Below are 16,151 nucleotides of genomic sequence, written 5' to 3'. Positions count from 1 at the left end.
GCGTACGGTGGAGCGGTGCCCCGCGATTCCGCCGAGAGCCCCGGGACCCCAGAACCCGGCGCCGATCCGCGCCGCTGGCGCGCCCTGGCTGTCTGCCTGATCGCCGGTGGCATGACGCTGCTGGACGTCAGCATCGTCAACGTCGCACTCCCGTCGCTGCGGGCCGGGCTGCATGCCGGTGACCGGGAGATCCAGCTGGTCGTCGCGGGTTACGCGCTCGCCTTCGGGGTGGTGCTCGTCCCGGCCGGCCGGCTGGGCGACGCCCGCAGCCGGCGGTTGATGTTCGCGATCGGAGTCACGGTCTTCACCCTGGCCAGTGCCGCTGCCGGTGCCGCGACGGGTCCGACCTGGATCGCCGTCGCGCGGATCGTCCAGGGCGTCGGCGGCGGCCTGATCTCGCCGCAGGTGTCCGGCTTCATCCAGAACCTTTTTCGCGGGCCCGAGCGAGGCCGCGCCTTCGGCCTGTTCGGAGCGACGATCGGAGTCTCCACAGCGATCGGACCGCTGCTGGGCGGCCTGCTGGTGCGCCTCGGCGGTCCGGATTTCGGCTGGCGACTGGTCTTCTACGTCAACGTCCCGGTCGGAATCGCCCTGCTGATCCTGATCCGGCGGGTGCTGCCCGCCGGCCAGCCCGGCCGACGGCAGTCCCTGGACCCGATCGGTGTCCTGATCTTCGCCGCGTCGGTGCTGCTGATCCTGTATCCGGTGGTTTCCGGTGGCCAGGGCGAAGCTCTGTCCGCACGACCTTGGTGGCTGCTCGCCCCTGCCGTCGCGGGCCTGGTGATCTTCGTGTTCTGGGAGCGGTTCTGGCGCTCCCGGGAGAAGGAGACCTTGATGGAGCTCGGCCTACTGAAGCTGCCGTCGTACGTCTTCGGGATCAGCCTGGGCACCTTCTACTTCGCCGGATTCACCTCGATCTTCCTGATCACCACGCTCTACCTGCAGACCGGGCTGCACTACAGCGCGCTACAGGCCGGCGCGACCCAGATGCCGTTCGCGGTCGGTTCGGCCTTCTCTGCCTGGATGAGCGGACGGCTGGTCCAACGCTTCGGGCGACTGCTGGTGGTGATCGGAATGGTCGTAGTGGCGATCGGCCTGACCAGCATCGATCTGCTCGTCCCGCACCTGTCCGGGATGGTCGGCCTGAAGCTGGCGCCGGCGCTGCTGCTCACCGGCCTGGGCGGCGGGATGGTCGTATCCCCCAACGTCACGTTGACGCTGGCCGATGTGGACCCGGTCCATGCCGGCACCGGCGGCGGGATGTTGCAGACAACCCAGCGGGTCGGCTCGGCGATCGGGGTGGCTGTAGTGCTGGCACAGTTCTTCTCCCGGCTCGGCCAGACCAGGGGAGATTTCGCCGGGGCGTTCTCGCACGCGATGCACACCACCATCGGCCTGGTGTTGGCTGCACTGCTGCTGGCGTTGATCGACCTGCTGCGCCGCAGGGTCAGGCAGCGGCCCGAGCCAGCGGACGAACCGGCAGCGGCATGACGATCTTCTCGTGGATCCTGAGCTTCTCGCTCACCACGGAAAGGATCACCGACAGCGGCACGTCGAGGGCGCCGCAGATCGCGGCCAGCAACTCGCTGGAGGCTTCCTTCTGGCCCCGCTCCACTTCGGAGAGATAGCCGAGGCTCACCCGAGCGGCTTTGGACACCTCGCGAAGGGTCTTGCCCTGCAGAGTGCGCTCTTCACGGAGGGTCTCGCCGATCAACTCTCGTACGAGGACCGGCTTCACCGTTTGGACCTCACCCATGGCAGATACTGTACCCACCCTCCGAACCACTCCTCGCGGTATTCCCTCGGTCATCAACAATTGCCGCAACCGAACTTTCGCCTACGACAACGCAGGCCGGCCCGGGAAACATTCCGCGACAGGCCGACCCGTGCCCGATCGGGCCCAGAACCGGCCCCGGATCAGCCCAGACAGACCTGCTGCAGCTGGCGCAGGGCGGCGCGTACGGTCTGGTCCCGGATCGCTGCCCGGTCACCGCTCAGCGACAACTCCCGGACGCACACCACGCTGTCGGCTTGTTGGTCATCCCAGTCGGTGCTGGCCGGCGGCTTGCGGGCCACGGCGGTGAACACGGTGCCCGCCGGATGGCCCTCCTGCGGATCCGGACCGGCGACCCCGGTCACCGCGACCCCCCAGGTCGCGTCGCAGCGCTGGGCGACGCCGAGGGCCATCTCGACCGCTGTCAGTGGGGCGACCGCTCCGTGCTCGGCCAACGTGGTCTCCCGGACGCCGGCCAGCGTCGCCTTCAGATCGGTCGCGTAGCTCACGACGCCGCCGCGATAGATCGCCGAGACGCCGGAAACACTGGTCAGAGTCGCACCGATCAGGCCACCGGTGAGCGATTCCGCCGTGGCGATCGTCTCGCCGCGGGCGCCCAGGCGCTCGATCAGCCCGGTGACCAGCTCGTGCAGATCAGGGTCGGACAGCACCGCCACGCCCCCGGTCCCCGCGGTCAACTCGTCGAGACCATCGTGGTCGGTCCCGATCTGTCGTGTGGCGGTGTCGGTCATGTCAGCTTCCGTCCGGTCGATCCGAGGTTTCTGTCCCTGCCGCCGGCGGGGCAGCCCCGCGCAGCGCCGCACGTCGCATCCGGTTGGCCTCCAGCAGGTAGTCGACACCGGTGACCACGGTGACGACGAATGCGGCAGCCATCACCACCCAGCCCAGCGGCAAAAGCCAGTGCGGCAGCGGCAGCAACAACAACCCGAGCGCTACTGCCTGCAGCACTGTCTTGATCTTGCCGCCCTTGCGGGCAGCCATCACGCCGTAGCGCAGCACGACGAAACGCAGCAGGGTAATACCCCATTCGCGGACCAGAATCACGATGGTCACCCACCACCACAGCTCGCCGATGATCGACAAGCCGATGAAGGCCATGCCGGTCAACGCCTTGTCGGCAATGGGATCGGCGAGCTTTCCGAAGGTGGTGATGATGTGGTATTTGCGGGCGATCCGGCCATCCAAGAAGTCGGTGAAGATCGCGAGCACGAAGATCACGGTGGACAGGATCCGCCAGCCGGTGTCGTGCGGGTGGCTGAGCAGGACGATCGCGAACAACGGCACCAGCACCAGACGGAATGCCGTCAGGGCGTTCGGCACATTCCAGGTCGAGGTGCTGCCCTGCTGATCGGCGCGCTGCCGATCGGGATCGTGCTGATTGGTGTTGTGGGCATCGTCCTGTCCGGCCGGCGAACTCATCGCTCGGCACTCCCGACAAGATCGACTCCGTCGCTGTCCGTGATCACGACATCGACGATATCCCCGACAGCCGCGCCGCGTTGATCAACTCGTACGCTGCCGTCGACCTCGGGACCCTGGTGCTCGGCCCGGCCGATCAGCCAGCCGTCCTCCTCCGACTCGATCAGCACCCTGGCATGTTCACCGATCCGATCCTCGGCCCGCTGGGCGACGAGTTCGTCGGCAAGATCAGCGAGCTCGGCACGACGTGCCTCGATCTCATCGGCGTCGATCTTGCCGCTCATGCCGGCCGCCTCGGTTTCTTCCTCGTCCGAATATCCGAACACCCCGATGGCATCAAGTCTTGCCGCTGTCAGGAAATCGGCAAGTGTCTGCACGTCCGCCTCGGTCTCGCCCGGGAAGCCGACGATCACGTTGGACCGGATGCCGGCCTGCGGGGCGCGTGCCCGAATCGAGTCGATCAGAGCCAGGAAGGAGTCCGGGTCGCCGAAGCGGCGCATCCGCCGCAACACCGCAGCGGAGGCGTGCTGGAAGGACAGATCGAAGTACGGCACCACCTTGTCGATCCCGGTCATGGCCTCGACCAGCCCGGGCCGGGTCTCGGCCGGCTGCAGGTAGGACACCCGGATCCAGTCCAGGTCCTCGATCCGGGACAGTTGGCCGAGCAGTTTCTCCAGCAGTCGGATGTCGCCGAGGTCCTTGCCGTAGGACGAGGAGTTCTCACTGACCAGGAACACCTCGCGGACCCCTTGATCGGCCAACCAGCGGGCTTCGGCGACGATCTCGTCGGGGGTCCGAGAGACGTACGCGCCCCGGAACCGCGGGATGGCACAGAAGGCGCACCGCCGGTCACAGCCGGAGGCCATCTTCAACGGAGCGCTCGGTCCGGAGCCCAGCCGCTGGCGGAAGGTCCGCGGACCACTGGCCGGGGCGATGCCGTCCGGAAGGTCGGGTGCGGTGTGCATGCCGGGGGTCGCGAGCAGCGATCCGGCCGAGGCGCGTCGCTCCACTGGGCTGATCGGCAGCAGCTTGCGCCGGTCGGTCGGCACGTGAGAGATGTGCTGCTGGCCGTGCAGGATGGCGTTGAGCTTGTCGGCGATCGTCGCGTAGTCGTCGAAGCCGAGCACCGCGTCGGCTTCCGGCAGCGAATCGGCCAGTTCCTTGCCGTATCGCTCCGCCATGCACCCGACCGCCACGACCGCCTGGGCCTTGCCGTCGGCCTTGAGATCCGCGGCGGCCAGCAGAGTGTCGACCGAGTCCTTCTTGGCGCTGTCGATGAACCCGCAGGTGTTCACCATCACCGCGTCGGCCTCGGCAGGGTCGTCGACGAGCCGGAACCCGCCGTCTGCGAGCCGTCCGGCGAGTTCTTCGGAGTCCACCTCGTTGCGCGCACAGCCCAGGGTGACCAGATGGACCGCGGTGAGGCCGGAATCGGCGATGTCAGTGCTCATCAATGAGCCAGTATGGCAACTGGTCTGTCGATTGGTCGCATCCACCACTCCCGGACCACGGACCCGAACGATCATGACGAACGCCTCTGCTGCAGGTCGAGCGGGCGGCTTAGCGTCACGTACGTGGTCGATGATCGCGATGGAATCCCACCTAGGCACCCGGCGGGGCGGCCCGTGCCACGGTGCCCGATCCGGGACGAACCGTGCAATCTGTGCTTTCCCGGTGCGACCGGCCCGCAGGACTGCGGGCTGGTCTATCTCGTGGAATCCGATCCGCAGTTACGCGACGCCCTGCACGAGTTGACGCTCGCCAACCGCCGCGAGGCCCGTCGGCACTGATCCCGACTGCTACCGTTAGCACTCTCGGGGTGAGAGTGCTAACGGGAGGCGCGGATGGCGACGCTGGCTCTCGGCGGGCCGTACCGGAGACTGTTGTCGGCCACGGCACTGTCGAACCTGGGTGACGGCGTCCGGTTGGCGGCGTTCCCGCTGCTGGCCGCAACCATGACCCACAACCCGATCTTGATCTCGGGAGCCACCATCGCCGGTGAAGTGCCCGGTCTGTTGCTCGGGCTGACAGCGGGCTCGATCGCCGACCGTTTCGACCGGGGACGGCTGATCGTCGTCGTCGACGCCGTACGGCTGTTGCTGCTGCTCGGGCTGATCGGCATGATCAGTTCCGGCCGGGCGGGCATCGGCGTCTTGTACGTCGTCATCTTCGCGTCGGCCCTGGCCGAGGTGTTGCGGGACACAACCGCAGGGACACTGGTCCCGTCGCTCGTCAGCGTTGATCAACTGGACCGCGCAAACGGACGGCTGATCACCGCGGAGATCGCCGGGAACGAGTTCGTCGGGCCACCGTTGGGCAGCTTTCTCTTCGGCGTCGCCGCGGTCCTTCCGTTCGCCGTCAACGGCGGAACGCTGGCACTGGCGGTCGTCCTGGTCGCCGGCATCCCCGTGCTCCGGCAGGCCGGGCACCGCGGCGGAGCTGTGCCGCCGGTGATCCGCAGCGGAGTCGCTGCCGGGCTGGATTGGTTCCGGCACCACCGGAGCTTCTGGCCGGTTCCGGCGACGACGGTCGCACTGGCGATGACCGACAGCGCCTGGTTCACGCTCCTGGTGCTGTACGTCCAGCAGGTCCTGCAGGTTCCTGCGGCGTGGCACGGGGTGCTGCTCGCGATCGGCGCGGTGGGCGGGTTGACCGGTGGCGCGCTCGCCGCTCGCTTGATCAACCGGCTCGGCGCCAGGATCACGGCCCTGGGTTGCCTGGCCCTCGCCGCGATCGGCCAGCTCCTCCTCGGGACGACGAGTTCGGTGATCGCAACCGCAGCAGTGCTGGCGTCCAGCAGCATGGCCTTCGCGATCTGGAACGTCCAGGCCCGTACGACGGTGCAACGCACCGCTCCGCCGGAGCTTCTGGGTCGGGTCAATGGGATCACCCGCACCGCAGCAGCGACCGCAACCGTGGCCGGCGCGGCCCTCGGTGGCATCAGCGCCCACCATCTCGGGTTGCATGCACCGTTCCTGCTCGGCCTCCCGGTACTCGCGGCCGCGATCGTGCTGGTTGCCGCCGGCAGGAGGACGTTCGCGGGTCCGTCCGTACAATCCGGTGAATGACGTCACCGACCATCAACGACGATTGGGCGATCTTCCTCAACGGCTCGTACGGCGTCGGCAAGTCCGCGACACTTGATCACATCGCGGATCTGCTGGCCGATGCCGGACATCCGTTCAGCCTGATGGACGTCGACTGGTACCACCGCTCGTGGCCGCCCGCAGATCCCGACCGAGGCAACAAGATCATCGAGGCGAAGAACATGGCCGTCGTCTGGGCGAACTACAAGTCTGCGGGACCCCGCCGGCTGGTGATCAGCGGCGTCATCGCCGGTCGGGAGGACCTCGAGCGCTACAACGATGCGCTGGAGTTGACCGTGCGCCCGGTACGGCTGGTGGCCAGTCCGGCGATCACCGAGACCCGTTTGATGGGCCGGTACACCGAAACCCAATCCGCGAAATACGACTGGCACGCGCAGCGACACCTGGAGCTCAGCGAGCGCCTCGCCGCCGCCGATCTGGACGAGGTGATCATCGACACCGACAAGCTGCGGCCGAGTGAGGTCGCAACCGCGGTGCTGAGGCATTTCGGATACGTGCTGGAGCAACAAACTCCGAGCTAAGTGCTGAGCCGCGGCCGAAAATCAGCACTTAGCTCGGATTTTGGCCACGGAGAGGAGCAGCCGATCGGACCGACTCCTCGACTGCTCCATAGTTGGCGAGCTGCCAACGGGTCGCCTCGATCGTGTCAGCGAGCTGTTCGTGGTGGTCTGGCAGCATCCGCCGCTCCAGCAGTCCGTCGGCGATCTGCTGTTCGTAGCTGACCTCGATCAGGTTGCAGATCATGATCATTGCTGGCAGTGCATCCAGTTCCTGCTCGGTCAATGGGCTGACGCTGTGGTAGCCGGCGATCAGCGGAGCGATATGCGCCGCACGATCGGACCCCGGATGGTCGCCCTGCCAGCGCAGCCGGATCCGCCGGGACAGGTAGCGCGAGAGCTCCCAGACCCGCGGCGCGATCGGCAGATGATCGAAGTCGATGAAGCCGGCCACCAGATTCGGACGGCATAGCAGGACGTTGTCCGGCGTGAGATCACCGTGTACCAATTGGGTCGGCAGGCCCGTGACACTGCCCACGACCGCATCCCGACGCTCGCTGTAGGCCGCGGCGACATCGTCCGGCAGCAGCAGATCACCAGCCGCCGCTCCGGCAAGATTCTCGGCATAGGAGTTGACCGGCCACGAATAGCCGATCAAGGACTGATGCAGCTCGGCGATCTTGACGCCGACGCGCTCCTCGGTGGCCAGCACTTCCGGGGGCTCCAGCGGATCCGCCGCGATCTTCGGGATCAGGACGAACGAGTCCTCGACCTCGCCAGCGGACAGCCGGGCATCGTCAGTGATCACGAACTCGGCAACCGCGATGCCCTCTCGTGCCAGCCAGCGCAGCACCCGGGCCTCGTCGGCCACCGGGAGATTACGCCAGGGCCCGAGCCGTTTGAGGAAGTAGTGCAAGCCGTCTTCGGCGGTCACCGGCCACAGTTCGCGGCCGGTGTGCTCCGCCCCGAGTTGCGGTGCCGCACCCAGGATGGTCGTCCAACTCCGCAAGATGCTGATCGGTCGATCGGTCGTGATCATGAAATCGTCTCCTCTGGTTCGGTAGTGGGTCGATAGCCCCGCGCCTGCAGGTTGTAGAGCTCGGCATAGCGCCCGTTCGCGGCGATGAGTTGATCATGCGCACCCTGCTCGACGATGCGCCCGTGATCGAGCACGATGACCAGGTCGGCCGCCGCGACGGTGGAGAACCGGTGGGTGACCAGGATCGTAATCGTTCCCGACACCCGGCCCGTACGCGCCGCCTCGGCATACCGATCGAACAGCTGATGTTCGGTGAGCGCATCAAGCGCTGCGGTGGGCTCGTCGAGCACCCGGACCAGCGGCGTACGACGCATCATGCTGCGGGCGATCGCCAGCCGTTGCCATTGGCCGCCGGAGAGGTCGACGCCGTCCGGCCACGCGGAGCCGAGTTGGGTGTCCAAACCACGCGGCACCGCCGCCACCACTCCCTCCGCTGCGCCTGCCCGCACGGCCTGCAGGACCAGATCGCTATCCGCGCTCGCGGGCAGATCCCCGATCCCGACCGTCTCCGACACCAGGAACTCGAACCGTACGTGATCTTGGAATGCCGCTGAGACCTGCTGCCGCCAGGCACTCGGATCGACCGCCGCCTGATCGATCCCGGCACACACGACACGGCCCGAGGTCGGCGTGCGGATCCCGGCGATCAGCTCTGCCAGGGTTGATTTTCCCGCGCCGTTCTCACCGACCACCGCCAACACCGTGCCCGGTGTCAGCTCCAGTGAGACACTCCGCACCGCATCATGATCGGCACCGGGATAGCGGTAGCAGACGCCGGACAGCCGCAGCCCGGATCCCGACGGCGTGAGCTCGGTCGGCCGGTCGACCGCCAGGCGATCGGCGAGTTCCACCAACCAGAGGTAGCGTCCGGCCGTCCGGCTCATCGAGGCCGCCTGGCCGATGATCGCCCGCATTTCCGAGCTGACATTCTGCAGTCGGGTGACCAACAGGATCGACAGCGTGATCGCCGCGATCCCGACCGTGCCTGCCAACGCGTCATGCACCATCCACCCGATCACCACAGCCGCAGCACCGAAGAAGACCACCTGGGTGGCAGCCGTCAGGGTCGATTCCTTGATCGCCAGCCCGAGCATCGGTGCGCGCCAGGCCCGGCTGGCCGCAGCCTGACGAGCACGCAGCGGGCCGGCCAACCCGAAGACCCGGAACTCCCCCGCATGGGCCGGGGCGATGCCCAGCCCCAGCAATGCCTGGGCCAGCCGCCCCGGTTCGGCGCTGGCAGCCTCGGTCCGCGCCTGCCAGCGGGCGACGACCGGGCCGGCGAGCACGGTCGGAAGGCTCGCCGCGGCGACGAACAGCATCCGCGGATCGGCAGCGGTCGCCAGGGTCAGCACGCAGATCACGCCCACCAGACTGTTCAGCTGGTTGAGCAGGGTGTTCACAGCCATACCCAGCGCACCCTGCTGCTCCTTCAGGATATGCAGTTGATCGAGATACTTCGGGTCGTCCAGCGGCTCGAGGGTCGGCAGCGTCGCGGTGATGTAGGCGATCCGTCCCGCGAACTCCTGGCCGACGATCTCCAGTTGGTTCATCCGGGCATTCATCCCGACCAGGAAGAGCACTCGCGACACAGCGATCTGCCCGACCAGAACAACGGCCGCAAGGATCATCCGATCAACATCCCCGCGGGCGGCGGCAGCGACGAGGACGGCGAGCATCCACGAGTTCAGCAGCGACACGATCACACCAGCCGTCTCGGCCAGGCAGCCGATCGAGGAGGCGGGCGCGATCCTCACCGACGTCGATACCAGCAATCGCAGCGCCCTGATCAGCTTCATCGGGTCACCTGGCCGAATCGGGATGCCTGCAGCCGGAACATCTCGGCGTACCTGCCGTTGAGCCCGATCAGTTCATCGTGCCGGCCGTGCTCGATCACCCGTGCCCCGCCGTCCTCGTCCGGACTGCCGAGCACGACGATCCGATCTGCATAACGCACCGACGAGAGCCGATGAGTGATCAACAAGGTTGTCGTTCGGTCACGGTGGCGCAGCACCGAATCGAAGAGCGCGACCTCGGCCCGTACGTCCAACGCCGCACTGGGCTCGTCCAGGGCGAGAATCCCTGCCCCGGCATCGATCGCAGCGATTGCCCGGGCAAGTGCGACCCGTTGCCACTGACCGCCGGACAGCTCCGTGCCGCCGGTGAACTGGCCCGACAGGGGCGTGGCCGCTCCCGCGGGAAGTTCGGCGATCACCTGATCTGCCCCCGAGATCGCAGCAGCCTGCTGCCAGGAGGTGCCGGACCGCCAGGCATTGCCGGCAGTGATGTTGTCGGCAGCCGACAACGGGAGCCGCAGGAAGGACTGGAAGATCGGTGCGATCCGCTGCCGTACTGCCGGATCCGTGATCGGATCACGGCCGTCGATCGTGATCGTGCCGGCATCGGGCCTCCACAGACCGCAGATCAGACTCAGCAATGTGGACTTGCCCGCCCCGTTCACACCGACGACCGCCAGGCACTCCCCGGGCTCCACCACAAGATCGACTCCGTCAAGTACCGGGGCACCGCCCGGGTAGCCGAACCGCAGGCCGCGGATCTCGATCCGGGCCGCCCCGGACGCCCGTACAGGTATCGGCCGCTCGGCCGCACAAACCGGAAACGGCAACCCGAGGGTGCTCCTGAATGCGACCAGTCGGGAGAGCTCGGTCGCCGTCCGCCCGGTGGAGGTCTCGTCGTCGTCCTGCCGACCCAGTGCACTCATCCCGAGCACGGCCTGGACCAGGATGGTCAGCGAGGCCACGGAGACCCGATCGTGGGCAGCATCGGTGATCAGCACCGCGAAGGCGATCGCGTTCAGAAGGAGCAACACCAGCATGGGCAGCGCCATCCGCCTGGCACCGTCACCGCGACGGCCGGCGACCATCCTCATGGCCGTACGCCACAGCTCGCGATAGCTCCCGAGCAACCAGTCCGCCAACCCGAACAGCCGGATCTCCTTTGCGGCCGATCGTCCTGCCAGCAGCCGGCTCAGATAGTCCGCGCGATGCCTCAGCGGCACCGCCTTCTGCTCGGTGTCGTCGAAGACGATGCTGCGCCACCGGGCACTGGCCCGCGACATCACCAGCCAGCCGGCCAGCAGCGGAAGGCCGATCCACCAGCGCCAGCCGGCGACGATGATCAACGCCCCGAACCCGGCGACGCGATGGGCGATCATGCCCCAGACACCGCCGACGCCCCGCAGGAAGAGCCAATGCTGCAAGGCGCCGGCGGCCTGGTCCAGCGCCGTGGCACCGGCATCGGACTGCAGACGTTCCACCGTGTTCGGCGTTACCGCCGTGTCCAGCAACAGATCCTGATAGCCGGACAGATAGCGGGCGCTGATCAACTCCTCGACCCCACGCGAGATCGCGCTGAACACCGCACCGAGGACGAAGGAGATCGAGCAGACCGCCAGCCACTGCCAGGCGCGAGCCGGTTCGACCCTGGTCACCGACAGCGCACCGACCAGCCGGCCGGAACTGATCATGGCGACGATGACCGCCGCCGAGCGCAGGATCGCGAGCGTTCCCGCGATCGCGGACAATCCGGGTGCGACGTGGGTCAACATCCGGACGTGCAGGAGCAGCCGCGATCTGGCCACCAGGGAGTTTCCGGGCACGGCAGAGTTTCCGGGCACAACAAGTACACCTCGCAATGAGATCGGGGAACGAAGAGACGGATTCCGCGCCGCCCGTCAGGAACGGGAGGCTGCCAATGCCCGGGTAGGGAAAGGTAAGCACACCCCAGACCAGCAATGCACGACTTGTGTGATGCAGATCACACCTGCGCGAGCGCGCAGGCGACTGACCTCGCGAAAACGGGGAGTCGAATCGCAACCGTGGCACGCCAAATCACCCTTCGAAGAGTGGATGGCCAGCCAACGGGCGGCGGTCGCACCGTCCAGGTGCAACCAGATCCAGAAAGGGGAGATTAGCCGTCAGACGGCAACGGCGTCAACGAGGTTTTCGAGGATATCCAGCAGCGGCGCATGAACATCAGCGGTCCAGATCGCCAGGAACCCGGGAAACCACCCGTTCCGGCGATCTGGACCGCATATGTACCTGCTCGCGACCGACGAGTCAGCCGGCCAGCGGCACCGCATCCAGTGCGTACGCGCCGTTGTCGATGTCGGTGATCAACCCCGGCCCGGTTGGCGTCCAGCCCAGCAGCTGCTGGGTGTTGAGGCTGGTCGCCGTCATCGGGCTCCCGAAGAACCGGCCGATCCAGCCGAAATGATCAAGGACCTGACCGGCAGGGATGGACGCGACCGGCAGATCGAAGGCGCGGCCGATCGCCTCGGCGATCTGCCGGGTGGGCACGGCCGTCTCCCCGACTGCGTGCAACCGGGCACCGGCCGGTGCGTCGGTCAGCGCGAGCCGGATCATCCGGGCGGCATCCGTCACGTGGACGGCGGCCCAGGCGTTGGTGCCGTCGCCCGGATACCCCGAGACACCCTTCTCCCGGGCAACCCGGGCCAGCTCAGCGACGAAGCCGTGGTCACCGGTGCCGTGCACCGTCGGCGCGAACCGCAGTGCCGCACTCCGTACGCCCTGCTCGGCGAAGTCGAGAGCCAGCGCCTCCGTGCCTCCTCGCGGGGCGTCCGGACCGACGAACGGAGAGACCTGATCCTCGGTCACCGGCTGCTGGATCCCGGCCAGTCCGGACGCCACGAAGAACGGCCGGTTCGTACCGACCAGGACGTTGCCCAGGGTGTCGACGGCGGCGCGGTCGGTGCGCCCGGCGCCGGCGATATCGGAGAAGTCGTGGTTGAAGCCAAGGTGGATGACGGCGTCGGCGCTCTCGGCACCACGGCGGAGCACCTCGAGATCACCGAGATTCCCGCGCAGCACCTCGGCACCCTTGGCCTCCAGCTTCGCCGCGGAGGCGTCGGACCTGGCCAGACCCGTCACCCGGTGCCCGGAGGCGAGCAGCTCATTGATTGTTGCGGAGCCGATCCAGCCGGTGGCTCCGGTAACGAAGACGTGCATCTACTTACTCCTCGGACGATGTCTGTGACTGACGTCAGCCACAGACATCAGAGTAGCACGACCATGTCAGCCGCTGTCATCACCTAGAATGGCTCCGTGGTGCGATGGGAACCGGGTACGAAGGAGCGGCTGCGAGCGGCCGCCCTCGAGTTGTTCGCTGCCCACGGGTTCGAACAGACCACCGCCGCGGAGATCGCACAGTCGGTCGGCCTGACGGAGCGCACCTTCTTCCGGCACTTCGGCGACAAGCGCGAGGTGCTCTTCGACGGCCAGGCTGATTACCTGCAGGCCTACACCGACGGCGTCGGAGCCGCGCGGGAGGATGCCTCTGCCTTCGAGATGATCTCGTCGGCACTAGCCGCCGTGGCAGAACGCTTCGGCGAGGACCGCCGTCCCTACTCGCGGATCCGCAAGCAGATCATCGACGCCAATCCGGCCCTGGCCGAACGCGAACTGCACAAGCGATCAGAGGCCGCGGCCACGCTCGCCGCGGCACTCCATGCCCGAGGTGTCACCGAGCCGACAGCAACGCTGGCAGCCGAATCCGGCGCGACCGCGTTCGGAATCGCCTTCACCCAGTGGGTCCGGGCCGACGAGACCCGGACCATGGCGCAGATCATCGACGACGTCCTGGCCCAGCTGCGGAGCTTCGCCGTCCCGGGCTGACCTTTACTGGGGTCAGCCGGCGCGGAGATTCTCCAGTACCGCGTCAAGATCATCGGGCTTGACCAGCACGTCGCGCGGCTTGGAACCCTCCGACGGCCCGACGATGCCCCGGGTCTCCAGGATGTCCATCAGCCGCCCCGCCTTGGCGAAGCCGACCCGCAGCTTGCGCTGCAGCATCGACGTGGAGCCGAGTTGCAGGGTAACCACCAGCTCCACCGCCTGCAGCACCAGATCAAGATCATCGCCGATGTCCTCGGCGACCTTGGTCGCGGTCGGCGCCTGGATGACGTCGTCGCGATACTGCGGCTGCAGCTGCTCGGTGACGTGCTTGACGACCTTGCGGATCTCGGTCTCACTGACCCAGGCGCCCTGGATCCGGATCGGCTTGCCTGCCCCCATCGGCAGGAACAGTCCGTCACCCTGACCGACCAGTTTCTCAGCGCCGGGGCTGTCCAGGATGACGCGCGAGTCGGTCATCGACGAGGTCGTCAACGCCAACCGGCTGGGCACGTTCGCCTTGATCAGACCGGTGACGACATCGGTGCTGGGTCGCTGCGTCGCCAGCACCAGGTGGATGCCGGCGGCGCGAGCGAGCTGGGTGATCCGGACGACCGAGTCCTCGACATCGCGCGGGGCGACCATCATCAGGTCGGCGAGCTCGTCGACGATCACCAGCAGATAGGGGTACGGCTCCAGCTTGCGTTCGGATCCCTCCGGCGGCTTGACCGCACCGGCCCGTACGGCCTTGTTGAAGTCGTCGACGTGCCGGAAGCCGAAGTGGGCGAGATCGTCGTAGCGCATGTCCATCTCGCGCACCACCCACTGCAGCGCCTCGGCCGCCTTCTTGGGCGCGGTGATGATCGGCGTCACCAGGTGCGGAATGCCTTCGTAGATGGACAGTTCGACCCGCTTCGGGTCGACCAGCATCAACCGCACCTCGTCCGGGGTGGCTCGCATCAGGACCGAGGTGATCATGGAGTTGATCACACCGGATTTGCCGGCGCCCGTCGCGCCGGCGACCAGCAGGTGCGGCATCTTGGCCAGGTTGGTGACCACGAACCGGCCCTCGACGTCCTTGCCGAGGCCGACGGTCATCGGATGATGATCATTGCGTGCCGTGCTCGACCGCAACACGTCACCCAGGGAGACGATCTCCTTGTCGGTGTTGGGAATCTCGATGCCGATCGCGGACTTACCCGGGATCGGTGACAGGATCCTGACCTCGTTGCTGGCGACCGCGTACGCGATGTTCTTGCTCAGGGCGGTGACCTTCTCGACCTTCACCGCCGACCCGAGCTCCACCTCGTAGCGGGTGACCGTCGGGCCACGGCTGTAGCCGGTGACCCGGGCGTCGATGTTGAACTGCTCCAGGACACCGGTCAGCCGACCGACCACCGCATCGGAGGCATCGGTCCGGGCCCGCGGAACCGAACCCTGCTTGAGGTCCCCGGCATCCGGCAGCAGGTACTGGACGTCCCCGGAGAGCTGCAGCTGCTCGACCCGCTGGGGCGCAGGAGTGTGCTGCGGCGGCTCCGGCTCGGACTCCTCGTCCTCACCACGCACGTGGAAGTCCGGCGGTAGTCCCGCGGTCACCGGCTTCTTCGACTCGGGAGCACCGTCCACGACCGGCTCGTCCACCGGCTCGACGCTGTCCCACGGTGCAACAGTCTCTTCGCCGGCGTCCTCGACCAGCGAGACGCTGTCACCGATCTCATCCGGTTCCGGCTTCGGGTCCTTCTTCTTCCGGCCGCGCTTGGGCTTCTCCGTCTCCTTGCCATCGGTCAAGATCGGAGTCTCGTACGGCTCATCGGTCCCGTACTCGAGATCCTCGACGACCTCGCCGTCGATCACTCGGCCGGGCAGCAGCCGGTCGCGGAGATCCTCGATCCGCGCCGGCATCTCGTGCAGCGGGATACCGACGATCACCAGCAGGCCGAAGAGCAGCAGCAGCACCAGCAGCGGCGCGGCGACCCAGTTGGTCTTCAGCAGGTCGTGCAACAGCGACGACGAGATGAATCCGAGCACGCCACCGGCTTGCCGGAGCTTGTCCGGATCGTTCGGCCGCGGCAGGCCCTGGGCGAGATTGATCAGGCCGAGCAGGCCGAGCAGGGCGGCGCTCCAGCCGACGAACTGCCGACCGGCCGGTCCGTTGCGGTCCGGATGCCGCAGGGTCCGGAAGGACATCCCGATGAGCAGGATCGGCGACGCGTAGGCGAGGGTCCCCAGGACACTGGTGACGCCGATCTGGATCCACTGCCCGACCGGATCGGGCAGCCCCCACCAGAACTGGGCGGCGAAGACGATCGCCATCCCCAGCAGCAGCAGCCCGACACCGTCACGCCGCAGCGCGGGATCGATGTCCTCCTGGCCGTTCCCGACGCTGCGGGTGCCGCGACCGACCGCATGCGCGATCCCCATCCAGGCGCCGCGCAGCCCGCGGCCGAGCAGCGAACCAGCCGAAGGACGCTGCGGCTTGACCGGCTTGCGGCCGCCGCCCTTGCCGGACGGGCGCGGCCGGGCAGCCGGTTTACGGGTGTTCTTGCTTCCGGACGAACGCGAAGTCGACCTGCTCCGCGAAGTGTTCGCGGAGTTTGAGGTACGAGTCCGCGCCGGGGAAGGTGCGCGGGTCGCCATGGACCCTAA

14 protein-coding genes are annotated in these 16,151 nt (G+C 67.4%); 5 read left to right on the top strand and 9 right to left on the bottom strand.

Annotated features, from left to right (window positions below):
- Positions 1–15: 15 nt before the first annotated feature.
- Positions 16–1,491 (top strand): MFS transporter, encoded by a 1,476-nt coding sequence (locus tag IEY07_RS02905; RefSeq protein ID WP_229669630.1) that lies wholly within the window; start codon positions 16–18, stop codon positions 1,489–1,491.
- Here IEY07_RS02905 and IEY07_RS02900 read toward each other — a convergent pair.
- From IEY07_RS02900 to rimO, 4 genes are all read right to left on the bottom strand, one after another.
- The gene (locus tag IEY07_RS02900; protein ID WP_308422907.1) at positions 1,448–1,738 is read right to left on the bottom strand and encodes a helix-turn-helix domain-containing protein; all 291 of its coding nucleotides are present in this window, start codon (positions 1,736–1,738) and stop codon (positions 1,448–1,450) included. The genes IEY07_RS02905 and IEY07_RS02900 overlap by 44 nt on opposite strands.
- 179 nt (positions 1,739–1,917) lie before the next feature.
- The gene (locus tag IEY07_RS02895; protein WP_188893636.1) at positions 1,918–2,526 is read right to left on the bottom strand and encodes a CinA family protein; all 609 of its coding nucleotides are present in this window, start codon (positions 2,524–2,526) and stop codon (positions 1,918–1,920) included.
- A gap of 1 nt (position 2,527) precedes the next feature.
- Positions 2,528–3,214: a CDP-diacylglycerol--glycerol-3-phosphate 3-phosphatidyltransferase gene (gene pgsA / locus IEY07_RS02890; protein WP_188893635.1), complete on the bottom strand. Its 687-nt coding sequence runs from the start codon at positions 3,212–3,214 to the stop codon at positions 2,528–2,530.
- A complete protein-coding gene (gene rimO, locus IEY07_RS02885) occupies positions 3,211–4,665 on the bottom strand; it encodes a 30S ribosomal protein S12 methylthiotransferase RimO (protein ID WP_188893634.1) in 1,455 nt (484 codons plus the stop codon). The genes pgsA and rimO overlap by 4 nt, the downstream gene beginning before the upstream one ends.
- 174 nt (positions 4,666–4,839) lie before the next feature.
- Between rimO and IEY07_RS02880 the strand changes: the two genes are divergently transcribed.
- Genes IEY07_RS02880 through IEY07_RS02870 form a run of 3 tightly spaced genes read left to right on the top strand, consistent with a single transcriptional unit; the run spans position 4,840 to position 6,842 of the window.
- Positions 4,840–5,004 carry a DUF6767 domain-containing protein gene (locus IEY07_RS02880; RefSeq protein ID WP_229669629.1) on the top strand — a complete coding sequence of 55 codons (165 nt, stop codon included), beginning with the start codon at positions 4,840–4,842 and terminating at the stop codon, positions 5,002–5,004.
- 54 nt (positions 5,005–5,058) lie between these two features.
- Positions 5,059–6,282 carry an MFS transporter gene (locus IEY07_RS02875; RefSeq protein ID WP_188893633.1) on the top strand — a complete coding sequence of 408 codons (1,224 nt, stop codon included), beginning with the start codon at positions 5,059–5,061 and terminating at the stop codon, positions 6,280–6,282.
- Positions 6,279–6,842 (top strand): hypothetical protein, encoded by a 564-nt coding sequence (locus IEY07_RS02870; protein ID WP_188893632.1) that lies wholly within the window; start codon positions 6,279–6,281, stop codon positions 6,840–6,842. The genes IEY07_RS02875 and IEY07_RS02870 overlap by 4 nt, the downstream gene beginning before the upstream one ends.
- Positions 6,843–6,870: 28 nt before the next feature.
- On the opposite strand, the gene IEY07_RS02865 is transcribed toward IEY07_RS02870, so the two are convergent.
- The 4 genes from IEY07_RS02865 to IEY07_RS02850 form a co-directional block, all read right to left on the bottom strand.
- On the bottom strand, positions 6,871–7,857 hold the full coding sequence (locus IEY07_RS02865; RefSeq protein WP_188893631.1) for a phosphotransferase enzyme family protein: 987 nt from the start codon (positions 7,855–7,857) through the stop codon (positions 6,871–6,873).
- Positions 7,854–9,653, bottom strand: coding sequence for an ATP-binding cassette domain-containing protein (locus tag IEY07_RS02860; protein WP_188893630.1), 1,800 nt, complete (start codon positions 9,651–9,653; stop codon positions 7,854–7,856). The genes IEY07_RS02865 and IEY07_RS02860 overlap by 4 nt, the downstream gene beginning before the upstream one ends.
- On the bottom strand, positions 9,650–11,491 hold the full coding sequence (locus IEY07_RS02855; protein ID WP_188893629.1) for an ATP-binding cassette domain-containing protein: 1,842 nt from the start codon (positions 11,489–11,491) through the stop codon (positions 9,650–9,652). The genes IEY07_RS02860 and IEY07_RS02855 overlap by 4 nt, the downstream gene beginning before the upstream one ends.
- A gap of 442 nt (positions 11,492–11,933) precedes the next feature.
- On the bottom strand, positions 11,934–12,842 hold the full coding sequence (locus IEY07_RS02850; protein ID WP_188893628.1) for an SDR family oxidoreductase: 909 nt from the start codon (positions 12,840–12,842) through the stop codon (positions 11,934–11,936).
- 96 nt (positions 12,843–12,938) lie between these two features.
- On the opposite strand from IEY07_RS02850, the gene IEY07_RS02845 reads away from it, so the two are divergent.
- Positions 12,939–13,508: a TetR/AcrR family transcriptional regulator gene (locus IEY07_RS02845; protein ID WP_188893627.1), complete on the top strand. Its 570-nt coding sequence runs from the start codon at positions 12,939–12,941 to the stop codon at positions 13,506–13,508.
- A gap of 12 nt (positions 13,509–13,520) precedes the next feature.
- Here IEY07_RS02845 and IEY07_RS02840 read toward each other — a convergent pair whose 3' ends face one another.
- A complete protein-coding gene (locus tag IEY07_RS02840; protein ID WP_188893626.1) occupies positions 13,521–16,142 on the bottom strand; it encodes a DNA translocase FtsK in 2,622 nt (873 codons plus the stop codon).
- Positions 16,143–16,151: the final 9 nt, after the last annotated feature.

This window comes from Microlunatus endophyticus, from assembly GCF_014646195.1.
GTDB lineage: Bacteria > Actinomycetota > Actinomycetes > Propionibacteriales > Propionibacteriaceae > Microlunatus > Microlunatus endophyticus.
The sequence above is the reverse complement of the archived record's forward strand: the minus strand, read 5'-3'. Positions and strand labels throughout refer to the sequence as shown.

What these genes read in the sequence shown, in the direction of transcription:
- IEY07_RS02865 (WP_188893631.1), bottom strand. Translation starts at nt 7,857, where the DNA reads ATGATCACGACCGATCGACCGATCAGCATCTTGCGGAGTTGGACGACC.
- pgsA (WP_188893635.1), bottom strand. Translation starts at nt 3,214, where the DNA reads ATGAGTTCGCCGGCCGGACAGGACGATGCCCACAACACCAATCAGCAC.
- IEY07_RS02870 (WP_188893632.1), top strand. Translation starts at nt 6,279, where the DNA reads ATGACGTCACCGACCATCAACGACGATTGGGCGATCTTCCTCAACGGC.
- IEY07_RS02875 (WP_188893633.1), top strand. Translation starts at nt 5,059, where the DNA reads ATGGCGACGCTGGCTCTCGGCGGGCCGTACCGGAGACTGTTGTCGGCC.
- IEY07_RS02895 (WP_188893636.1), bottom strand. Translation starts at nt 2,526, where the DNA reads ATGACCGACACCGCCACACGACAGATCGGGACCGACCACGATGGTCTC.
- IEY07_RS02850 (WP_188893628.1), bottom strand. Translation starts at nt 12,842, where the DNA reads ATGCACGTCTTCGTTACCGGAGCCACCGGCTGGATCGGCTCCGCAACA.
- IEY07_RS02840 (WP_188893626.1), bottom strand. Translation starts at nt 16,142, where the DNA reads ATGGCGACCCGCGCACCTTCCCCGGCGCGGACTCGTACCTCAAACTCC.
- rimO (WP_188893634.1), bottom strand. Translation starts at nt 4,665, where the DNA reads ATGAGCACTGACATCGCCGATTCCGGCCTCACCGCGGTCCATCTGGTC.
- IEY07_RS02860 (WP_188893630.1), bottom strand. Translation starts at nt 9,653, where the DNA reads ATGAAGCTGATCAGGGCGCTGCGATTGCTGGTATCGACGTCGGTGAGG.